This window comes from Bifidobacterium eulemuris (assembly GCF_014898155.1).
In the GTDB taxonomy this organism is placed as follows: Bacteria; Actinomycetota; Actinomycetes; order Actinomycetales; family Bifidobacteriaceae; genus Bifidobacterium; species Bifidobacterium eulemuris.
In genome coordinates, this window is sequence record NZ_CP062938.1 from 2,075,828 (window position 1) to 2,097,688 (window position 21,861).

The following is a 21,861-nucleotide window of genomic DNA, read 5'->3' on the forward strand; positions in this document are numbered from 1 at the left end:
GGGCCGAGGCGCGGCTGCACGGTTGTACACGCACGTGTACAGCGCTCGGCCGCCGCCCATCATGCGGATAAGGTGGAGGGAACGAACGGGCGGTCGCGCCCGCGAGGACGGGAGGATCGGCATGGATGTGCGTGTGGCGGACGGTTGGCGGCGGTTCAAACGATGGTGGCATGAGACCGGCTTCCTCTCCAACGCCTGCGCGGTCGGCATCGTGGCGATGCTGCCGCTGATGGTGTTCGCGCCGCCGCAGACGCCCGGCGACATGCTGGTGATGCTCGCCGGCATCGTGATGCTCGTGCTGCTGCCATACGCGCCGAGGGTGCTGGGGCCGGCCGGTCTGCCGTTGTGCTTCGCCGCGACTTGGATGAGCGGCACATCGCCGATGGACGTAGGCGTGGTGATCGTCTCGTTCTGCCTGTTCATCGCGATTGGCTATGCGTTCCCTGGATGGGGCAGCGCCGCGGTGGTGGTTGTGTATGCGCTGGCGGAAACCGTCTGTTCCGTGTACTTCGGCGCGCACAGCGCGGCGGTGAGCGGCGTGCGCGGCTTCGTGCAGGGGTGGATCGATGCGGGGCGCGAGATGGGCACGGTGCCGCCGCCGAACGCGGCTGATCAGCCCGGGCCGTTGGCTTTGATGGTCAGCGGAACGCTTATCTCCATGATGGTCAGCGGATTCGCCGTGATCCTCGGCTATTCGTTCAGCTCGAACGCGACGGCCAACGCCCGGCTCGCCCACGCGGAGGCGATGCTCGGGTGCATCACCCGCGAGCAGGAGCTCACCCATATGATCCACGACTCGGTGGCCAACGATATGTCCACCATCGCGATGCTCACCTGGCGCGCCAAAGGCGTCGAGGATGACACGCAAATCCTCGACGCGATCTACGAACGTTCGCATCATGCGTTGAACCGCGTGCACGAGGTCATCGACGTGCTCAACGGCAAACGCGAGCTGGAACCGCCCGATCCGGCCGCCGAAGCGCCCACGTTGGACGCCGCCATCGAAAGGATCATGGAGGAGCAGGACCGGCTGCTGCATATGCTTGGTTTCGTCGGCTCGTCGAGAATCGACGGCGACCTGCACACCGACGTGGAGGCGGACGATCCGCTGTGCGAGACGGTGACGGCGCTGTTGGAGGAGGCCTACGCGAATATCGTGCGTCACTGCGCGCCGCCCGAAGACGGGACGACCGAAGACGGGACGGGCTACAGTGTGACCGTCGACCTCGACGGCGATGTAATCCGGCTCACCGCGACAAATCCGATCTCACACGAACCCACGGTGCTGCGCGGCGTTCGCCACGGCAGGGGACTTTCGCTGCATCGCACGGCCGTCGAATCGTTGGGCGGCATGCTCGCCACCGGCGTACAGGACGGCGTGTGGATTCTCAACGCCCGGATTCCAACCAGATAGCGATGGCGTGGGCGAGCGAATGCGCGCCCAGCTTGTCCACCGCGCGGTGCGCGTGCGTGCGCACGGTGGACGCGGCGACGCCCCACTGCGTGGCGATCTGCTCATACGACATGCCACGCGACAGCAGATGCAGGGTTTCGGCCTCCTTCGCTCCCAACTTGGGTGAGGTCTGTTCCTCGGCGATTATCGAGGCGCTTCCCGAAGCGGCCTGCCCGGAGGCGGATCCGCGCGCCAGCCGCTCGTGCGCGCGTTCGGCGGTGAGAAACACGGCCGATGAAGCGGGATTCGGATTGAACACGCCGTCGGCGGCTACCACACGCAGCGCCTGGGCGAGCTGCGGCACATCCGCTTTGGACACGATGCCCTGCGCGCCGGCCTCGGCGACCTGCTCGGCATAGGTGTTCGTCGCGAAAGCGGTGATCGCCAGCAGACGCACGCGACTGGTGCGGGCGCGGATCTTGCGGCATACGCTCACGCCGGTCGACTCGCCCAGCGACATATCCACCATCAGCAGTCGGGGGCGGGTGTCGGGATCGAGCGCCTTGGCGATGGCCTCCTGCGCGGTGGCCGCGCCCCACATCCACTGCGCGCCGGGCAGCAGCTGCGGCAGAATCCCCTTGATCGCCAGCAGCGCCATACGGTCGTTGTCCACCGCCGCCACCGGAACCGGCAGAGCGGTCGCTCCCTTCACTTCACTCATACGCTCCAGTGTACTGGCGGCGCGGCGGTTGAGATGCGGTATGGCGGCGGCCAATGTTGGACGGATGTCTTATCGTGGAGGAATCAGCATCAAACCGACATTCCGAGGTGCGTCCGCCGCGCCCTCGGATCGACCGAAGGCTCCCCAGGATGAGTGATTTCGAACCGTTCTACGATGTGAATCTGACCTATGAGGACAATTACGAGCGAGGTCCGTTCGGCGCGTTCGCCGAGGCGCTCGCCGGACAAGGGGAAGCGGCGGAAGTCCGGGTCGGAGCCGGGATGTCCGCCGATACCGACGGTTCCAACGTTTCGGCCGTTATGCCGGTCTTGGAAACGCAGAGCGTTGAAACAGGAACTGTTGAAACACGGATCTCTGAAACGCAAGGCGGCGGCGCGGATGCTGTCGGCATGCCCACCGAATCGTTCCTTGGTTTCCCCGTGAACCTGCCGTTCGGCATCCCAGCGGGTCCTCTGCTCAACGAGAAGTTCATCACGGCCGCGTTTCGCATGGGCTTCGATCTGGCCGTCTACAAAACCGTGCGCTCGCGGGCGTGGGGCTGTAACGCCTTTCCGAACGTGCTGGCCGTGCATCCGCGTTCGTCCGACGGTTCGCTGACGCCGGGATCGGCGGAATTGGACGAAGGCGTGCTCGCCGACACCAATTACGAGCTGCCGATCTCCATTTCGAACTCCTTCGGCGTGCCCAGCCGCGACCCTGACGAATGGCAGCCGGATATGCGCAAGGCCATCGCGGCCGCCGGGGCGGGGCAACTGCTGGTGCCGAGCTTCCAGGGATCGCGCGTCGAAGGGATGGATGAGGCCGCGTACATCGCCGACCATGTCACAACCGCCCGGCTGGTGTGCGAAACCGGCGCGGGACTGATGGAGATGAACACGAGCTGCCCGAACGAAGGCCACAACCGGTTGCTGTGCCATGATCCGCAACTGGTCGGGCGCATCGCCGAAGCCGTGAAGAACGAGATCGGCGAGAGGCCGTTGGTCATCAAACTCGCCTACATTCCCGACGACGGCGCTTTGGAGACCATGGTGCGCGAAACCGCCGCGCTTGGCCGTGTGCAGGCGTTCTCGACGATCAACACCATCTCCGCGCGTCTGGTCGACGCCGACGGCAATCAGGCGCTGCCCGGCGCGGGACGTGAGCGTTCCGGCGTGTGCGGCAACGCGATCCGCGGTGCCGGGCTCGACATGGTGGGGCGTCTCGCCGCGATCCGCGAACGTCTCGGGCTGGGCTTCGCGATCATCGGCGTGGGCGGCGTCATCGAACCCGAAGACTACGACGCCTATCGGAAGGTCGGCGCGAACGCCGTCATGTCCGCCACCGGCGCCATGTGGGACGCGACGCTCGCCCGCCGCATCAAAGCCGCCCGCTAGTCCGCCGCCTCGCGGTCAGGTTTCCGTTCTCCAAAAGGTTCCTCCGATGGCGCATTTCACGGGGCTAACACAAGACGTGTGGCAAACTGAGAACCAGTGTTTTCGCGAAAGCCTGAGAGTCGAAAGAGGTAATTGTGGTCGAGAACGAAAATGATGTGCTGCATGTGGTGGGTGGCAAACCTCTGAACGGCAAAATCAAGGTGCGTGGCGCGAAGAATTTCGTGAGCAAGGCGATGGTGGCCGCGTTGCTGGCACCGGGCACGTCGGTGCTGAAGAACGTGCCGGAGATCCGCGACGTGCATGTGGTGTCGGACCTGCTGCGCTTGCACGGCGTTGACGTGGATGTGAACGGCGACAAGGGCATCGTCACCATCAACGCGACGAATGTGCAATTGGCCGATGTGGCCGATGTGGATACGCTCTCCGGATCCTCGCGCATTCCGATCCTCTTCTCCGGGCCGCTGCTGCACCGTTTGGGCGAGGCGTTCATTCCGGCATTGGGCGGCTGCAACATTGGCGGCCGGCCGATCGACTTCCATTTGGAGACGCTGCGCAAGTTGGGTGCGAATGTGGACAAGGAGCATAAGGACGGCATCCATATCACCGCGCCGGACGGCCTGACCGGCGCGAAGATCCACCTGCCGTACCCCTCCGTGGGCGCGACCGAGCAGACACTGCTCGCCGCGGTGCTCGCCAAAGGCAAAACCGAACTGTCCGGTGCCGCGACCGAGCCGGAGATCATGGACCTGGTGGCCGTGCTGCAGAAGATGGGCGCGATCATCTCCGTGGACGTGGACCGCACCTTCCGCATCGAAGGCGTCAAGGAACTCAAGGGCTACACGCACACCGCGCTCACCGACCGCATCGAAGCCGCGTCCTGGGCTTCGGCGGCGCTGGCCACGCATGGCGACATCTTCGTCAAGGGTGCCACGCAGCCCGAGATGATGACCTTCCTGAACGTGTTCCGCAAAATCGGCGGCGAGTTCGACATCACCGACAAGGGCATCCGCTTCTGGCATCCGGGCGGCGATCTGAAGCCCGTGGCCATCGAAACCGACGTGCATCCCGGCTTCATGACGGATTGGCAGCAGCCGCTGGTGGTGGCTCTCACCCAGGCGAACGGCCTGTCGATCGTGCACGAAACCGTATACGAGAACCGATTCGGATTCACCAAGCCGCTGGTGCAGATGGGCGCGACGATTCAGCTGTACCGTGAATGCCTGGGATCCCTGCCCTGCCGTTTCCAGCAGCGCAACTACAAGCATTCCGCGGTGATCTTCGGGCCCACTCCGTTGACCGGCCGCGATATCGAAGTGCCGGATCTGCGCGGCGGCTTCAGCCACCTGATCGCGGCGCTGACGGCTTCCGGCCCGTCGAATGTACGCGGCATCTCCCTGATCGACCGTGGCTACGCCGACTTCCGCGGCAAGCTCGCCGCCCTCGGTGCCGAAGTCGACTGATTCTTAGGTCTTGAAGTCGCTCGCGTAAAAGCTGTCGCTGAGTTTTAGTCAGCGGCGCAAATTACGCGGGCATCGCCCGACTTCCGTAAAAAACGCCGCTGACTCGCAATCAGCGGCGTTTTTTACGGAAGTCCGCCGTTTGCCGTGTAAAAACATTCACTGAGTGTGCGTCAGTGATGGGTTTTACGCGAGGCAATGTGGCGGAGCTGGGATGTCTGCCCGACTCAGTCGTCGAAATGGCGGAAGATCGGGGTGCCGATGAGGGTCAGCGCGATCATGGCCAGACCGGAGACGAGCAGCACGGCCGCGACCGGGAGCCGGTCGTAGGCCCAGCCGTACAGCATCTGGCCGAGTGGCTGCGCGCACATGGCTAGCGAGCTGGCCAGCGACATCACCTTGCCGGTCATCTCCTGCGGCGTGCGCAGTTGGATGGCGGGGATGGCGATGAGATTGGTGAAGCTGCAGGCGATCACCACGGCGCAGCTGAAGACGACCAGAACCGCGAGTTTCGCCCAGTTGCCGATCGGCAGCATGAAGGCGATTCCTTGCGGGATGAGGGCGAGGGCCAGCGCGTACAGCGACGGAGCCATATGCTCGATGGTGAGTCTGGCCGCGACCGTGCCAGCGATGAACGCGCCTGCCACGCCCGCCACACCGAGCAGTCCGTCGCTGAATCCGTAGACGGTGGCGTCGAAGCCGAGCGCGGTGCGGATGATGTAGGGGAATCCGACCGCCGAATAGCCGGCGACGACAAAGTTGAGTATGGCAGCGAACAGCATGAGTTTGAGGATGTTCGGTCGTTCGTATATGAGGAAGCGCACGCCGGCCTTGAGGTCGTCAAGCGGTGAGGGTTGCTCGCAGGACGGCTCAGCGGTGGCATCGCCGCGCGGGTCGCCGAGACGGATGAAGCATTCGAGCGCAGCGGCGAGGGCGAAGCTCGCGACGGCGATGCTCATCATCAGGCGGATGCCGAAGAACGCGTACAGCACGCCACCGAGGAAGCTGGGCAGCAGCGAGGCGAGCTGCTGCACTTGGTTGACGACGGCCATGCCTTGGCGCAGCGTGCCGGAGTCTTGTCTACGTAGCAGTTGGGGGAGCGCGGCCTGCACGGTCGGGGTTTCGAACGCGCCGAGCACGGCGAGCAGCACCTGCATGGTGGCCACGGCGGCGATGTTGAAGCCGAGCGCCGCGAACACCAGCGCGCACGCCAGCACCAGCGCGCCGGACGCCGCGTCGAGCGCCACCATGATGGTGCGGCGGTTCACGCGGTCGGCGAGCACGCCGCCGAACGGGGAAAGCAGAATCGTCGGCACGATGGACACAGCGAGAATGCTGGCGAATATGGTGGCCGAGCCGGTTTCGTCGAGCACCCACATCGACATGGCGAATCGCAGCGTCATATTGCCGAACAGCGAGATGCCTTGGCCCGTGACTAGCAGAACAAAGTCGCGGGAACGCAGCGGGCTGGTGTTGTTTCGGTTGCTGTTGCGATGGTTGCGATTGTCATGCCCGTCGTGACGGATGCGGGTGTTGCGGGTGGCATACCTGCTGTGGCTGTCGTGGGTGCTACGACTTTCTGCGGGATGTGCGGAATCGCGGTTCATGGTTGCCTCCTTACATACCGACCGACGGTATGAATAATGGTGATGGTTATGACCTGGTGAGAGTGATGGTGGTATCGGTTGTGGATTGTCGGCTGTGGATTATCTGTATGGGGCGCGGCTGAGGCGTGGGCGTTTGCTACGCCGCCGGTCCGTCGCCATCTCCAGACCGCTGCGTTTCTTCGCCGATGTGCGATTCGGTCGATCCGAGGAACGCCGCGTAGCCTTCGGTGAGTTGGTCGATGAGTTCGTCGGTGAACAGCGGCACGCCGAGCGAATCGCACATCAGGGCGAGCGCTTTGACGCGATGCCGCAGTTCGGCCTGCGTGCCCGGGTAGAACGTCGGCGCCAGCCAGTAGTTGGTGAGCAGCGAGATGATCTCCGCCGCCTCGCGAGGATAGTCGGTGGTGATCGAGCCGTCCTCGATTCCCGCGTCGATCAGTTCGAGGAACATGTCGGCCACGATGGTGCGCCACGCTTTGAGGTTGGCGGCCAGTGTCGTGGGGTCTTCCAGAGTGGGGTAGGCTTCGCCCATCAGTTGCATATGCGGCATGTCCGTCACCGAGTTGGCGATCAGCGCGCGCATTTTGTGCAGGCCGTCCAGCGAGTCGTCATTGCGGATGGGGGAGGCCTTCATGCGCTGGCCGTCCTCTTCGCACAAGGCGTCGAGAATCGCCTCTTTGGAGGCGAAATGGTGGTATATCGCGCCTTTGGAGAGGTCTCCGAGCTCATCGAGGATGTCGCGCATGGTGGTGTGCTCGTAGCCCTTGGTGAAGAACAGCTTCTGCGCGGCGTCGAGAATACGGCGACGTGTGACTTCGGGGTGCGCGTTGCGTGCCATATGCCTCGTCTCCTTACGACATTTCACCGCCACCGGCGGCTGATGCTATTATACATACCGCCGGTCGGTATGTATGTCGTGTGTCCCTTAGAAACGCGCGTTCGTCCATGTTGAAACCCGGCCGGTCCGTCGTGTCGCTTGTCTCGGTAGACTGGGGAGAATGAGTCCTGAAGCGTTAAGTGCACTGATTTCCACGATTGCCCACAACCTGGTCGCCGCCGGACAGGCCGGCCAGCTCACCGACGACCTCATCCCCCCGGTCGACAAGCTCGCCGTCATGCGCCCCAAGGATCGCGCGCACGGCGACTGGGCCTCCAACATCGCCATGCAGCTGGCCAAAAAAGCCGGCATGAAACCCCATGATCTGGCCGAACTGTTCGCCGCCGAACTGACCGCCGACCCCGGCATCAAGTCCGTCGAGGTGGCCGGCCCCGGCTTCATCAACATCACCCTCGACTCCGCCTCGGCCGCCGCCGTGGTGGATTCCGTGCTCGAGGCCGGCCAGGCCTTCGGCAAAAACGACCATCTGGGCGGCGAGACGCTCAACCTTGAGTTCGTCTCCGCCAACCCCACCGGCCCGATCCACATCGGCGGCACCCGCTGGGCGGCCGTCGGCGATTCGATGGCCCGCGTGCTCGAAGCCAACGGTGCCAAGGTCGTGCGCGAATACTACTTCAACGACCACGGCGAGCAGATCAACCGCTTCGCCAAGTCGCTGGTCGCCGCCTGGGCGCACGACAACGACCTCGGCGCGCTCGGCTACAACACCGAAACCCCCGGCGACGGTTACAAGGGCGCCTACATCAACGAGATCGCCGCCCGTGTGCAGGAGGAGGCCAAGGCCGACGGCGTGGAGCTCACCGCGCTTGAGCACAGCGACGGCGGCTTGGACGACGACGGCCTGCCCGTCGGCGAGGGCGACTCCGCCCTGCGTGAGGAGTTCCGCAAGCGCGCCGTGCCGATGATGTTCGACGAGATCCGCAAGTCCATGAAGGACTTCCGCGTGCGTTTCGACGTGTGGTTCCACGAGAACAGCCTGTATGAGGCCGGCGAGGTGGAGCGCGCCATCGACGACCTGCGCGAGCGTGGCGACATCTACGAGAAGGACGGCGCCACCTGGTTCGAATCCACCAAGCACGGCGACGACAAGGACCGCGTGATTCTGAAATCCAACGGCGAATACGCCTACTTCGCCGCCGACATCGCCTACTACCGCAACAAGCGCAAGCGTGAGAACGATCCGGCCGACGTGGCGATCTACATGCTCGGCGCCGACCACCACGGCTACATCGGCCGTATGATGGCCATGTGCGCCGCCTTCGGCGACGAGCCGGGCAAGAACATGCAGATCCTCATCGGCCAGCTCGTCAACGTGATGAAGGACGGCAAGGCCGTGCGCATGTCCAAGCGCGCCGGCAACGTCGTGACCCTGGACGACCTCGTCGAGGCCGTCGGTGTGGACGCCGCCCGCTACTCGCTGGCCCGCACCGACTACAACTCGCCGGTCGACATCGACCTGAACCTGCTCGCCAGCCACACCAACGAAAACCCGGTGTACTACGTGCAGTACGCGCACGCCCGCTCCTGCAACGTGGACCGCAACGCGGCCGCCGCCGGCGTGAGCGCCGACGTGGCCGACCTGTCCCTGCTCGACACCGAAGCCGACGGCGAGGTGCTCGCCGCGCTCGCCCAATGGCCCGCCGTGCTGCGCGAAGCCGGCGACAAGCGCGCCCCGCACCGCGTGGCCCACTATCTCGAGGATCTGGCCGCCGCCTACCACAAGTGGTACAACGTCGAGCGTGTCGTGCCGATGGCCCTGACCGAACCCGAGGAACGCCTGGCCGAGGCCGAACGCGAGACGCTGCGCATCGCCAAGAACCCCGAACCGGCCCGCGCCGCCGCCCGACTCAAGCTCAACGACGCGGTCCAGACCGTCATCGCGGCCGGGCTTGATCTGCTCGGCGTCGAAGCGCCGGAGAAGATGTGACGGCGGACCACCGCCAGCCAACAACCTTCGAACGTCGCCGCGGACAACGGTCTCAACCGTCCGCGGCGATGCCGTAATCGTCCCACTGAAGAGCGCAAGAGAACGCAGGAAGGACCGAAGACATGCCCATCACCCCCATCTGGCCCGAAGCCACAGCCGTGAACGAGAACGGCGAACTGACTTTCCACGGCCGCACAGCCTCCGGTCTGCTTGATGAATTCGGCTCGCCGCTCTACCTCATCGACACCGACGAGGTGTCCGCCCGTGCCCGCCGCTTCGTGCGCGCCGCGGCCGACGCCTTCACCACCTCGACCACGCATGTGAGCTTCGCCGGCAAAGCGTTCCTCTCCAAAGAAATCGCGCGCATCGTCACCGAAGCGGGCATGCTCGTCGACACCTGCACCATGGGCGAGATGCGCATCGCCCTCGCCGCCGGCGTGCCCGGCCGCCGTCTCGTGCTGCACGGCAACAACAAATCCGACGAGGAGATCGCGCTCGCCATCGAGGAGGGATTCGCGAAAATCGTGGTCGACGAGCCCGACGAGCCCGAACGCATCGCCCGCATCGCCCGTTCGCTCGGCAAACGCGCGCGCGTGATGCTGCGCGTCACCGCCGGCATCCACGCGGGCGGACACGAATACATCTCCACCGCGCATGAGGACCAGAAGTTCGGCGTGCCGCTGCTGGCCGCCGGCGCCGACGCGGGAGTGCTTGATGTGCTCGACAACCTCGCTGGAATCACGCCCGCCGTGACCAACGCGCGGCTCGCCCAGACCACGGGTGTCGTCGCGGGTGAGGAAGCGGACGGTGCCGCAGCCGGGCAGTCCGCCGAATCGTCCGACTCCGCGCACGCCTCCCGACAGGAAGATTCGACCGCGCGGAATTCCGGCGCGCGCGAACTGCAATACGACGTGAAATACCCGTACGACCTGAGCCATGAGGAGATCCCCGAGGCCGACCGCGCCCTCGCCGCCGCCATGGAAACCGTGGCCGACGGGCCGGCGCTCGCCGTGCTCAAGGACATCCTCGCGCGGCAAGCCGATCTGGAGCTTGTTGGCATCCACTCGCATATCGGCTCCAATATCCACGAGGCCGACGCGTTCATCCAAGCCGCCAAGCGCATGATGCTGCTGCGCAAAACCTTCTACGCGACCGACGCCTACACGCTGCCCGAAGTGGACCTCGGCGGCGGCTACTCCGTGGCCTACACGGACGGCGAGGACCGTATGGACGTCGAGGCCGAGCTCAAACGTCTGGCCGAGGCCGTGCTGGCGACGAACCGCGCGCTCGGCATGCCCATGCCGGCCGTCAGCTTCGAGCCGGGACGTTGGATCGTCGCGCCCGCGGGCGTGACGCTGTACCGCGTCGGCACCGTCAAGCATGTGCATCTGGCCGACGCGCGCGACGCCGCCGGCGAGCCGATCGACGAGCGCGTGTACGTCTCCGTCGACGGCGGCATGAGCGACAACATCCGCCCTGCCCTGTACGGCGCCGACTACACCGCGCGGCTCGCGAACCGCGCCGGATCGGCCGAGACGATGCTGGCGCGCGTGGTCGGCATGCACTGCGAATCCGGCGACATCGTCGTGCATGAGGTGCGGCTGCCCGCCGACGTGACGCGCGGCGACATCCTCGCCGTGCCGGTCACCGGCGCGTACGGCCGCACGATGGCCAGCAACTACAACCAGGCGCTGATCCCCGCCGTCGTCGCCGTCTCGCACGCCGACGCGCATGTCATGCTGCGCCGTCAAACCGTCGACGACCTGCTCGCTTTGGACGTCAGCGAATAGACGCGCATTTCCGTCTTCCGTCATCCTGAGCGGAGGGCGTAGCCCGGAGTCGAAGGATCTCAAACCTCTGAGCCGCCCCTCGTCATCCTGAGCGGAGCGCAGCGTAGTCGAAGGATCTCACGCCCTTGGATCCAGCAAAAGCGTGAGATCCTTCGACTCCGGGCTACGCCCTCCGCTCAGGATGACAAGAAAAAGGAGCGTTCCGCTCGGGATGACGAAACGGGGTTCCTTCTCAACTGAGAAGGAACCCCGTTTCGTATGGAAGCAGGTTTTCGCTGGGAGTAGGTCTCGCAGCGAGACGCGGCTACTTGGTGGTCATCGTGCCTAGCGCGGCGCCGGCGGTGGTGTCGCCGGACGTGGTGAGGTCGAGCACGGCGATGGCGTCCGGATTGGTGAACACCACGATCACGTCGGTGGGCTTGCCGGCGGCCTTCACCGCCTCGAGGTCGACCTTCTCGACGGGCTCTCCGGCGGCGACCGTCTGCCCTTGGGAGACCAGCATCTCGAACGGCGCGCCGCCCAGCTGCACGGTGTCGACGCCGATATGCACCAGCACTTCGACTCCACTGGGGGTGGTGATGCCCACGGCGTGCTTGGCGTCCGCCACGGTGGTCACCGTGCCGGCGACCGGAGCGAGCACCGTGCCCGAGGTCGGCACGACGGCGAAACCATCGCCGAGAATCTTGGCGGCGAAGGTCTCGTCAGGCACTTCGGTGACGGGCTTGAGCGCGCCGTCGGTGGGAGCGACGACCGGCTCGCCGGCGGGAGTCGCCGGGGTTTCGGGCGCGTCGTCGCGGTGAAACAGGGAAGAGAATAAGCCGGCCATAAATCAAGGTCCTTTCGGCTGTGTTCGTGTGGATTGATGGATTGAAAATAATTCCGCGGCCGGGCGAATCGGATATGAAATCCGCTCGGCCCGGCCGCGGAGACTGAACCTATCTCACTCAGGCTTTCTGATGGATCTCCTCCATGGCGTCGGCCACGGCCTGCACCTGGGTGCCGACCACAACCTGGATGTTCTTCGCGTCAAGCACCTTGACGCCCGGAACACCGGCCTTGCGGATGGCGTCGAGATCAACCTTCGAAGTGTCGTGCACGCCCATGCGCAGACGGGTCACGCAGTTCTCGATGTCCACGATGTTCTCCTTGCCGCCGAGGGCGGTGTAGAGCGTGTTGGCGAGAGCGACATGCTTGTCTCCGGCGGGAGCGGCGGCCTTCTTGTCTTCGGCGCCGGTGTCCATGATGCCGGCCACGGCGGCGGTCGCCGCGTCATCGTCATCGCCACGGCCCGGGGTCTTCATGTCGAACTTCTTGATCAGGAAGGTGAACAGGAAGTAGTAGATGATCGCGAAGACCACACCCTGCAGAATCAACATCCACGGCATGTTCGCCTGCGGCACGCGCAGGGACAGGAACCAGTCGATGAAGCCCGCGGAGAAGTTGAAGCCTGCGATCCACTGGAAGGAGGCGGCGATGAACACCGACAGGGCGGTGAGCAGCGCGTGCACCACGTACAGCGGGAAGGCGGCGAACATGAAGGAGAATTCGAGCGGCTCGGTCACACCGGTGAGGAAGGCGGCGAGACCGCCTGCCAGCATCAGGGAGCCGACGGCCTTCTTGTTCTCGGGCTTGGCGCAACGGTAGATGGCGAACGCGCCAGCGGGCAGACCGAACATCATGATCGGGAAGAAGCCGGCCTGATACATGCCGGTGACGTACACGCCCCACGGATGGAAGCCGCCGGTGGCGAGGGCCGCCGGGGTGGCGCCGTCAAGGCCGCCAACGCCGTTCCAGAACTTGGTGATATCGTCGATGCCGGCCAGGTTGAACCAGAACACGTTGTTCAGTGCGTGGTGCAGACCGGTGGGGATAAGCAGACGGTTGAAGAACGCGTAGATGGCGGCGCCCACGGCACCCATGCCCATCAGGGACTCGCCGAACCAGACCAGGCCGTTGTAGACGACCGGCCACACGAACAGCAGGATGAGCGAGATGACCGACATGATCGCGGCGGTCAGGATCGGCACGCAGCGGCGGCCGGAGAAGAACGCCAGGAAGTCGGGCAGTTTCGTCTTGCCGAACCTGTTGTAGAGCGCGCCGGCCACGCAGCCGACCATGATGCCGAAGAACACGTTCTTGTTGCCGATGGCGCCGGCGGCGAAAGCCGGGTTCTCAGTGGCGACGGTTTCGGCGTCGAAGCCGAGGAACATGCTCGCGGAGCCCATGATCGTGGTGACGGTCATGAAGCCGACGAGACCGGAAAGCGCGGAAGCGCCGTCCTTATCGCGGGCCATGCCGATGGCGACGCCAACGGCGAACAGCAGACCCAGATTATCGAGGATCGCGGAGCCCGTCTTGCACAGATACGCGGCGACGACGTTATTGCCGCCCCATCCGCTCGGGTCGATCCAGTAACCGATGCCCAGGAAGAGTGCAGCCGCAGGCAGGCACGCAACGGGCAGCATAAGCGCGCGACCAAGCCGCTGAACGTATGCTTTCATTCCTAATCCTCCCTCTTGAGGGTTGTGAGCGGTGAATTGTTCTCGCATGACCTTTCTCTCTGTCCGCCGCGTCTCCTCCGCCTTTGGATTCAACGGACGGGCGTGCCAAGCAGCACCGCTTCAATTGACCATGGTACGACAAGAAAAGTGTCGTGTCATCCAATTCGTTAAGAATCTTTCCATTTTCTGTTCCGTGCGGGCAACCCATTGAGCCGCTTAGCGCAACGGGGAGTTGGGCTTTGGGGTTCCGCACAGCGATCTTGTATTTTTGTTAGCGATGTTATCGCGCGGCGTGTCGGATTCGGAACGTAGAATGGCCCAGGTAATCGCCGGATGCGAAGGAAGGACCCCTGTGGCATTTGAGAACGAAACCCCGATCCGCGTAGGACTGCTCGGCGCCGGCACCGTCGGCTCGCAGACCGCCCGCCTTATCGTCGAACAGCGCGACGAGCTCGCGGCCCGCATTGGGCGCCCGATCGAGCTGACCGGAGTCGCCTGCCTCGACCCGGCGGAAACCGACCCCTTCCCGTGGATCGACAAATCCGTCGTCACCACCGACACCATGCATGTGGCGACCAATTCCGACATCGTCATCGAGCTGATCGGTGGCACCAACGTGGCCCGCACCTTCGTGCTCGCCGCCATCGAATCCGGCGCGTCCGTCGTGACCGCCAACAAGGCGCTGCTCGCCAAATACGGCCCGGAGATCTACGCCGCGGCCGAAGCCAAGGGCGTCGACATCTACTTCGAGGCGTCCGTGGGCGGCGCGATCCCGTTCCTGCGCCCCCTGCGCGAATCCCTTGTGGGCGACACGGTGACCAGCATGCTCGGCATCGTCAACGGCACCACCAACTACATCCTCGACGAGATGACCACCAAGGGTCTGCAGTTCGACGACGTACTTAAGGACGCCCAGGCCAAGGGCTACGCCGAAGCCGATCCGACCGGCGACATCGAAGGCTATGACGCCGCCAACAAGGCCGCCATCATGGCCACGCTCGGCTTCCACACCGCTGTGGGCATCGACGATGTGACCGTCGAGGGCATCACCAAGATCACCGCCGACGACATCGCCGCCGCCACCGCCGAAGGCAAGGTCATCAAGCTGCTCGCCGTGGTCGAGAACGGCGAGGCCGGCGTCTCCGCGCGCGTCTACCCGGCGCTGATCGACGAATCGCATCCGCTCGCCTCCGTGCACGGCTCCTTCAACGCCGTGTTCGTCAAGGCCGAGGCCGCCGACGACCTGATGTTCTACGGTCGCGGCGCGGGCGGTGCCCCCACCGCCTCCGCCGTGGTGGGCGACGTGGTCACCGTGGCGCGCCATATCGCCGCAGGCACCACCGGACCGTCCATCCCGCTGTACAAGGATCTGCCCAAGGCGCCGATCAACGCCTCCAAGGCGGCCTTCGCCGTGCGCTTCCTCATCCACGACAAGCCGGGCGTGCTCGCCGCGATCGCCAAGGAATTCGCCGACCACGGCGTGTCCATCAACGGCGTGAACCAGGATCTGAAACCCACCATGACCGATCCGGGCTACGACGGCGAAATCCAGCAGCTGCGTCTGGTGACGCATCTGACCGACGAGGTGACGCTGCGCGAAACCGTGCAGGCCGTCTGCCAGCTCGACTGCGTGACCGGCGAACCGTCGATCCTGCGCGTGATGGACTGATCGCTCGACATCGGACAATCGACAACAAACGCGGCAGGAGAGACCAATGACCCCAGTGTGTTCCAGTGTGACGGTGCGCGTGCCCGCCACCAGCGCCAATCTCGGCTCCGGCTTCGACACCGTCGGTCTGGCGCTCGACTACCACGACGAACTCGTGTTCACGGTGTCCGACGACCCGGCCGACACGAGCGCGCATGTGATCATCCACGGCGAGGGCGAGGACACGCTGCCGCGCGATGAGACGCATCTGGTGGTCTCCACCTTCCGCCGTGCCTGCTCCACCTTCGGCCTTGGCCGTTTCGGCTTCACGCTGGAGGCGACCAACAATATCCCGCAGGCGCGCGGCATGGGATCGTCCGCCGAAGCGATCGTCGCGGGCATCGCGGCGGCCGCGGCCTTCGCGCAAAGCGGTGAGCTCAACCGCGACGCCATTTTCGAGCTGGCCGCGAATATCGAGGGACACCCCGACAATGTGGCGCCGGCCGTCTACGGAGGACTCACCGTCTCGTGGGATTTCGAAACCGGCGAAGGCGTAGGCTCCGTGCCGATTCCCGGCGGCGAGCCGCTGCACGGCGGATTCCACACCGTGAACTATCCGGTGGACGGGGCCGTCACGGCCGCCGTGTTCGTGCCCGACTACGAACTCTCCACCGAGAAGGCGCGGCAGGCGCTGCCGGGTCAATTGCCTTACCGCGACGCGATCTACAACGTCTCGCGTGTGGGTTTGCTGCCGGCAGCGATGAATCCGCGCGTGCTCGCCCAGACCGCAGGCGACGGTGAGAACGCCGAAGCGTTGGAGCGGGCCGCACGCGAGGCGAACGCGCTGCTGTTCAGCGCGACCCAAGACAAGCTGCACCAGCCCTATCGCGCGCCGTTGATGGCCCCCTCGTGGGAACTGATCGAAACCTTCCGCGCCAAGGGCTATGCGGCCGCCGTCTCCGGCGCGGGTCCGTGCGTGCTGGTGCTGCACTACGGCGACGCGCGCGAGGCCATCGACGAGGTGGCCGCCGAACAGCTCGCGTCAGGTCACTGGCGCGTGCTACACCTGCCCATCAACGCCCGCGGCGTCGAAGTGGAGCGCGCCTAAGCGGTGCTGTGCGTGTGGGGCGTGAATGAGATGCCTCGACTCCGCTCGGCATGACGAAGTCATCGCTCGGCATGATGAAGGGTGTCGCTCGGCATGATGAAGGGTGTCGCTCGGCCTGATGGCGTGGTGTCGCCCGGCATGTGTTGAAGTTGGTTGCTCCGTCATGCTGAGCGGAGCGTAGCGGAGTCGAAGCATCTCTATTGGTATGCCAAGGTGGGCTGCTGATAAGGTGGCGGGTATGAGTATTCCGCTGATTCTTGCCTCGAAATCCGTTCCGCGCCGCAATGTGCTCAACTCGGCTGGCGTATGCCCGACGATCCGAGTCTCGCATGTCGACGAGCCGGCCGCGTTGGAGCGCGCCGCGCGCGAGGCGGGCGTCGCGGTCGCGGATCTGAGCGTCGACCAGCGTGTGATGATTCTCGCCGAAGCCAAGGCGCAGGCCGTGCATCAGGCGTATCGGGATGTCGCCGCCACCGCGGCCGCGGCCCGTGGCGAGCGCGTGACCGGATATCCGCTGCGGGCGGCGGAAGTCGCCGAGGCTGGCATCTCAAAAAACACCGAGCATCCCGTCATTTCCGCCGGCCCGCAGCTCGACTACTCGAACGCCTCCGTGGCCACCACGCGCGATTTCTCTGGTGTGAGCATCCCCACCGAAACCGAGCCGATCAGCGTGATCGTCGGCGAACAGGCCGGACTGTCGCATAACGAGGTCGGTCCGCTGATTCTCGGCTGCGATTCGATGTTTCTGATGAACGGCGAATGCTACGGCAAACCGCACAGCGTGGAGGTGGCCCGCGAACGCCTGCGCGCGATGCGCGGCCATACCGGCGAACTGTGGACCGGCCACTGCCTGATCGACTTCGCCACCGGCCGCGTGGCGCGTGGCGCCAGCCATGCGAAGGTGCATTTCTGCGACTACACGGATGACGACATCGAACGATACATCGCCACCGGCGAGCCATTGGAAGTGGCCGGATCCTTTACGCTGGAGGGCTTCGGCGGCGCGTTCATCGACGGCATCGAAGGCGACCCGCACGGCATCATCGGCCTGAGCTTGCCGTTGGCGCGCAGGCTATGCGCCGAACTCGGCGTCTCCTGGACCGATTTGTGGAATGTGGGCCGCGGCGTCAAAGAACCCGAAGACAAAGCCAGTGGCGTGGCGCATGCCGAACCGGCGCAACAGAGCGGATTGGGCGGCACCCCCAAAAACGCCGTCATCATCCCGCCTAAGGAGAACGTGCACCAGCCCGGCGACGGATGGGTCGAATGCGCCTGCGGCCGCAAGCATTGGGGCACCAACGGCGCGTCCGGCATCCTCTTGGCCCGCCGCGACGAGACAAGCGGCGAGGTGACCCATGTGGTGATGCAGCATCGCGCGATGTGGAGCGCCGAAGGCGGCACCTGGGGCATTCCGGGCGGCGCGACCGCCAACGGGGAGAATCCGATCGAAGGCGCGCTGCGCGAATCCTACGAAGAGGCGAACATCACCCCGGAAGACATCGAAGTGGTGGGCGCGTACCGCGAGGACCACGGCCCATGGTCCTACACCACGGTGTTCGCGTTCGAAAAACCCGGCCATCGCGTGGAGCCTAAGGCCAACGACGATGAAAGCATGGAGATCGAATGGGTGCCGATCGACGACGTGCCCAACCGCAAACTGCTGACCGCCATGCGCACCGACTGGCCGAATTTCGCCGCCCGTCTGCGTGAGCTGGCCACGCAGGAGCGTTGAGCCGCTGATGGCCGGATTCCTGTTCCGTAAGGGCGGGAGACACCCGTCCCTCACGGCGCGGTTCGCGGCTGGGGCTTGTGCGGTCAGGTTTCGGCGGAGATGCCTCGACTTCGCTCGGCATGACGGGTTGGGGCGCTCGGCATGACGGGTTTGCGGCACACGTCACTGACTTGAGCCGCTGGTGCGCGTCGCTGGGCTGCGTGTTCTTCAGGACGATATGTCGTCCGCAGGAATGAGACGCGGGGCCGGCGCGAATCGTCCCTGTGCCTGATGGCCGCCGCCGCGCGCGGACCGTAGCGTTACGGGTATGAACACAACGATTCCCGTATTGACCGCCACCGATCTGGTGATGGACTATTCCGCACGCGTCTCCGCCGCGCCGACCAACCGCGAGCCGGTCGTCGCTGTGCCCGCCCCGAGCTTCCACACGCTCGCCCTCAACCATGTGAACTTCCAACTGAACGCCGGCGAATCCGTGGCCGTGATGGGGCCCTCCGGCTCCGGCAAATCCACGCTGCTGCACGCGCTCGCCGGCGTCATCCAGCCGACCTCGGGCAGTGTGGTGTTCCGCGGCGCCGACATCACCCGTATGAACGACGCCGACCGCACCGCGCTGCGCCGCACCGCCTTCGGCTTCGTCTTCCAGTCCGGCCAACTGCTGCCCGAACTGCCGGCGGTGGAGAACATCGCCTTGCCGATGATGCTCAGCGGCGTCGACTACCGCCAGGCCACCGACACGGCGATTCTGTGGCTGGAGCGGCTCGGCCTGCGCGCGCTCGCCACGCAACGTCCCGGCGAGATGAGCGGCGGCCAGATGCAGCGCATCGCCATCGCCCGCGCGCTCGCCATGCGTCCGGCCGTTGTGTTCGCCGACGAACCCACCGGCGCGCTCGACCAGACCACCGGCCGTGAGGTGATGGGCATCCTCACCCAGGCCGCACGTGACAACGGTTCGTCCGTGGTGGTCGTCACCCATGATCCGAATGTGGCCGCCTTCTGCGGGCGCACCGTGACCATGCAGGACGGCGTGCTGACCACGCCGCAAGGTGCCGCCGGCGGTTCGGTCGGTGCAGCTGGCGTGACCGGCATGGCTGCTGGTATGCCTGGTACGACCGGCATGGTGGGTGCGGCTGGCATGGCCGCGGGCGCACCCGCCGCGCCGCATATGACGCAGGAGGCCATGCGATGAGCACCTTCGCGCTATGGCGCCTCTTCCACCGCCCCGGCACCCGCGGCACGGCCGGCCACACCTCGATGCTCGCCATCATCGCCTTCGCCGCGGCCACCGCGATCTTCCTCACCGTGCTCGGCGGCGTGCACGGATTCGTCTGGCGCGCCTCCGCCGACCACACCGTCGCCTGCATGTTCGACTCCGCCTCCTGCGCGCCCGGCACCTACGAGGTTTGGATGAGGCGGCTGACCGATTCGAACGATCCCGCCCAATACGCCTCCAGTTACGTGCTGCTCGCCATCTTCGCCTGCATACTGCTGATCGTGCCGTTCGTCGCGCTCGCCGGATCCGCCGCCCGCCTCGCCGCCTCGCGCCGCGACGCGCGGTTGGCGGCGCTGCGTCTGATCGGCGTCTCGCAAGCGCAGGTGATGCGACTCACCGCGCTCGACGCCGCCGGTCAGGCCCTGGTCGGCGCATTGGCCGGCGTGGTCGGCTATTTCGCGCTGATGCCGGTGGTGATGCTGCTCAATTTCCAAAACCAGCATTTCACCTTCGAGCAACTGTGGGTGGGGTCGCCGGCGTTGGCGGCCGTGATTGTGGGCGTGATCGCGCTCGCGCTGGTCTCCTCGCTGATCACCCTGCGCCGCGTGGCCATCACCCCGCTGGGGGTGACCGCCCGCCAGTCGCAGCCGCTGCCGACGGGTTGGCGCGTGGTGATTTTCGTCGTGGTGTTCGTGGGCGCACTGGCTGTGCTGGGGAATATGCAGCTGTTCTCCGGACTGGGGGCGGGCGTGCTGTATGCGATGATCTTCGCGATGATCGCCCTGCCGTTCGCGCTGGTCAATCTGATCGGCTCGTGGGTGGTCGCCGCCCGCGCCCGTGCCAAGGCGCGTCGGCCGAAGGACGCGGCCACGATGATCGCGATGCGCCGCATTCTCGACAATCCCAAGCGCGCCTGGCGCAATGTGAGCGGCATCGCGCTGGCGGTGTTCATCGCCGGCATCACGTCGGTGGCCTCGCTGTTCGGCGATTCCGCGACGCCGATGGGTGCCGACCCCAACGACCCCAATCTGCTATTCGCGCGCGATATCGGCACCGGCGGACTGCTCACGCTCGCCTTCGCGGCCGTGCTCGCGGCGGTCAGTTGTGGCGTGATGCAGGCCGGCAGCGTCTACGACCAGGCGAACGAATACCGTCTGCTGGTGCTGGAGGGTACGGATGTGCGCACCTTGAACCGCGCGCGGTTCATCGAGGTGCTGACCCCGCTGACCGTTGTGGTGGTTGTGGCCGCGGGCTGCTCCTTCGCGCTGATGCTGCCGCTGTTCTCGCAGTCGATGACCGCGCCGGCCACGTTGATCAGTTTCGCGGGCGGCATCGCCCTGTGCTTCGCCTTGGTCTCGATCGGCGCGTTCGCCTCGAACCGCGTGGCCGCCAGCCTCAACCTCACCGACTATCGCGCCGACGACTGAGGCACGACGTTTGGGGCGGCGGTCCCGACCGTCGGTTCCAGTCGGTCGTCGGTTTCAGCCGAGCAGGACGGCGATGATGGCGATGAAGATCGGCGAGGTCATGGTCGACAATAGAATGCCGTCGCGCGCGAAGGTGAGACCCACGTTGTAGCGGGCCGCATAGTTGTAGACGTTCTGACCGGTGGGCAGGGCGGCGAGCACCACGCAGGCGTAGAGATCCGCGCCGCGGAACCCCATCAGGAAGTAGGCCACCAGGAAGGCGATCACCGGCATCACCACGTTCTTCAGCACGGCCACGGTGATCACGGCCGGGCGGTCGCCCTTCTCCTGCATGGGGCGCGTGCCGTACAAGGACATGCCGAACGCCATGAGGATCATCGGCACGGCCGAGTCGCCGATCATATCGATGGGGTCGAAGATGAAATTGGGGATGATGAACGTTCCCGTGAGCTGCGAGATCAGCGAGACGAGAATGCCCGCGATCGAGGCGATCAGCAGCGGCTGGTGCAGCGGCTGCTTGGCGATCTCCTTCAATGAGACCTTGCCTTTGGCGGTCACGTCGAGCGCGGTGAGCGCCACCGGTGTGAACAACGCTTGCTGCATGACGAGGATTGGCGCGACCAGGGCGGGATTGCCGAGGATATAGGTGGCGATCGGCAGGCCGATGTTGTTCGAGTTGAGATACAGCGAGTTCAGCGCGCCGATGATCGCGTCGGCCGCCTTGAGGTGGAAGAACAGGTGGTTAAGCACCAGGAACACCACGCCGACCAGTATGGCGGAGAGGAACGCGACCACGATCGACGGGTGGAAGATGTCGAAGATCGGCTCTTTGGAGAGGATCGCGAACATCAGACACGGGCTGGAGACGAAGAAGGAGAAGCGGTTGAGCACCATCTGCGCGCTCGCACCGCCGATGCGCATACGCGCGGCCACATAGCCCACCGCGATGACGATGCCGATCACGCAGAAGCCCTGCATCGCACTGACCAAACCTGGCATAATCCTCACTCATTCCTTTGCAACCCCACCAGTGTGGCACACGAGT

Annotated in this window: 16 protein-coding genes; 10 read left to right on the top strand and 6 right to left on the bottom strand. The window is 65.3% G+C overall.

Annotation, left to right across the window (positions count from 1 at the left end; all coding sequences use genetic code 11):
- Positions 1 to 121: 121 nt before the first annotated feature.
- Positions 122 to 1,414: a sensor histidine kinase gene (locus tag BE0216_RS08750; protein WP_158217247.1), complete on the top strand. Its 1,293-nt coding sequence runs from the start codon at positions 122 to 124 to the stop codon at positions 1,412 to 1,414.
- On the opposite strand, the gene BE0216_RS08755 is transcribed toward BE0216_RS08750, so the two are convergent.
- Positions 1,389 to 2,114 carry a response regulator transcription factor gene (locus tag BE0216_RS08755; protein WP_094637630.1) on the bottom strand — a complete coding sequence of 242 codons (726 nt, stop codon included), beginning with the start codon at positions 2,112 to 2,114 and terminating at the stop codon, positions 1,389 to 1,391. The two genes, BE0216_RS08750 and BE0216_RS08755, sit on opposite strands and share 26 nt — an antisense overlap.
- A gap of 149 nt (positions 2,115 to 2,263) precedes the next feature.
- Here BE0216_RS08755 and BE0216_RS08760 point away from each other — a divergent pair, with 149 nt between their 5' ends.
- Both BE0216_RS08760 and murA read left to right on the top strand, forming a co-directional pair.
- Positions 2,264 to 3,508: a beta/alpha barrel domain-containing protein gene (locus BE0216_RS08760; RefSeq protein WP_193042850.1), complete on the top strand. Its 1,245-nt coding sequence runs from the start codon at positions 2,264 to 2,266 to the stop codon at positions 3,506 to 3,508.
- A gap of 134 nt (positions 3,509 to 3,642) precedes the next feature.
- Positions 3,643 to 4,968, top strand: a complete 1,326-nt coding sequence (murA, locus tag BE0216_RS08765; RefSeq protein WP_094637631.1) for a UDP-N-acetylglucosamine 1-carboxyvinyltransferase — start codon at positions 3,643 to 3,645, stop codon at positions 4,966 to 4,968.
- Between the two features lie 224 nt (positions 4,969 to 5,192).
- On the opposite strand, the gene BE0216_RS08770 is transcribed toward murA, so the two are convergent.
- Positions 5,193 to 6,572 carry an MFS transporter gene (locus BE0216_RS08770; protein ID WP_094637632.1) on the bottom strand — a complete coding sequence of 460 codons (1,380 nt, stop codon included), beginning with the start codon at positions 6,570 to 6,572 and terminating at the stop codon, positions 5,193 to 5,195.
- Between the two features lie 136 nt (positions 6,573 to 6,708).
- Positions 6,709 to 7,410 (bottom strand): TetR/AcrR family transcriptional regulator, encoded by a 702-nt coding sequence (locus tag BE0216_RS08775; protein WP_094637633.1) that lies wholly within the window; start codon positions 7,408 to 7,410, stop codon positions 6,709 to 6,711.
- Between the two features lie 160 nt (positions 7,411 to 7,570).
- On the opposite strand from BE0216_RS08775, the gene argS reads away from it, so the two are divergent.
- Positions 7,571 to 9,397, top strand: coding sequence for an arginine--tRNA ligase (argS, locus tag BE0216_RS08780; protein ID WP_094637634.1), 1,827 nt, complete (start codon positions 7,571 to 7,573; stop codon positions 9,395 to 9,397).
- A 122-nt stretch (positions 9,398 to 9,519) separates the two neighbouring features.
- Positions 9,520 to 11,187, top strand: a complete 1,668-nt coding sequence (locus BE0216_RS08785; RefSeq protein WP_094637635.1) for a diaminopimelate decarboxylase family protein — start codon at positions 9,520 to 9,522, stop codon at positions 11,185 to 11,187.
- Between the two features lie 304 nt (positions 11,188 to 11,491).
- Here the strand turns inward: BE0216_RS08785 and BE0216_RS08790 are convergent, their stop codons facing one another.
- Positions 11,492 to 12,013: a PTS sugar transporter subunit IIA gene (locus BE0216_RS08790; RefSeq protein WP_094637636.1), complete on the bottom strand. Its 522-nt coding sequence runs from the start codon at positions 12,011 to 12,013 to the stop codon at positions 11,492 to 11,494.
- Positions 12,014 to 12,131: 118 nt separating this feature from the next.
- The gene (nagE, locus tag BE0216_RS08795) at positions 12,132 to 13,688 is read right to left on the bottom strand and encodes an N-acetylglucosamine-specific PTS transporter subunit IIBC (protein ID WP_094637637.1); all 1,557 of its coding nucleotides are present in this window, start codon (positions 13,686 to 13,688) and stop codon (positions 12,132 to 12,134) included.
- A 352-nt stretch (positions 13,689 to 14,040) separates the two neighbouring features.
- On the opposite strand from nagE, the gene BE0216_RS08800 reads away from it, so the two are divergent.
- The 5 genes from BE0216_RS08800 (at position 14,041) to BE0216_RS08820 (ending at position 20,816) form a co-directional block, all read left to right on the top strand.
- A complete protein-coding gene (locus BE0216_RS08800; protein WP_094637638.1) occupies positions 14,041 to 15,357 on the top strand; it encodes a homoserine dehydrogenase in 1,317 nt (438 codons plus the stop codon).
- Between the two features lie 46 nt (positions 15,358 to 15,403).
- Positions 15,404 to 16,444, top strand: a complete 1,041-nt coding sequence (thrB, locus tag BE0216_RS08805; RefSeq protein WP_094637639.1) for a homoserine kinase — start codon at positions 15,404 to 15,406, stop codon at positions 16,442 to 16,444.
- 238 nt (positions 16,445 to 16,682) lie between these two features.
- On the top strand, positions 16,683 to 18,176 hold the full coding sequence (locus BE0216_RS08810) for a Maf family protein (RefSeq protein ID WP_094637640.1): 1,494 nt from the start codon (positions 16,683 to 16,685) through the stop codon (positions 18,174 to 18,176).
- A gap of 307 nt (positions 18,177 to 18,483) precedes the next feature.
- Positions 18,484 to 19,365 (top strand): ABC transporter ATP-binding protein, encoded by an 882-nt coding sequence (locus BE0216_RS08815; protein WP_094637641.1) that lies wholly within the window; start codon positions 18,484 to 18,486, stop codon positions 19,363 to 19,365.
- Positions 19,362 to 20,816: an FtsX-like permease family protein gene (locus BE0216_RS08820; protein ID WP_094637642.1), complete on the top strand. Its 1,455-nt coding sequence runs from the start codon at positions 19,362 to 19,364 to the stop codon at positions 20,814 to 20,816. The genes BE0216_RS08815 and BE0216_RS08820 overlap by 4 nt, the downstream gene beginning before the upstream one ends.
- A 54-nt stretch (positions 20,817 to 20,870) precedes the next feature.
- Here the strand turns inward: BE0216_RS08820 and BE0216_RS08825 are convergent, their stop codons facing one another.
- Positions 20,871 to 21,815, bottom strand: a complete 945-nt coding sequence (locus tag BE0216_RS08825) for an AEC family transporter (protein WP_094637643.1) — start codon at positions 21,813 to 21,815, stop codon at positions 20,871 to 20,873.
- Positions 21,816 to 21,861: the final 46 nt, after the last annotated feature.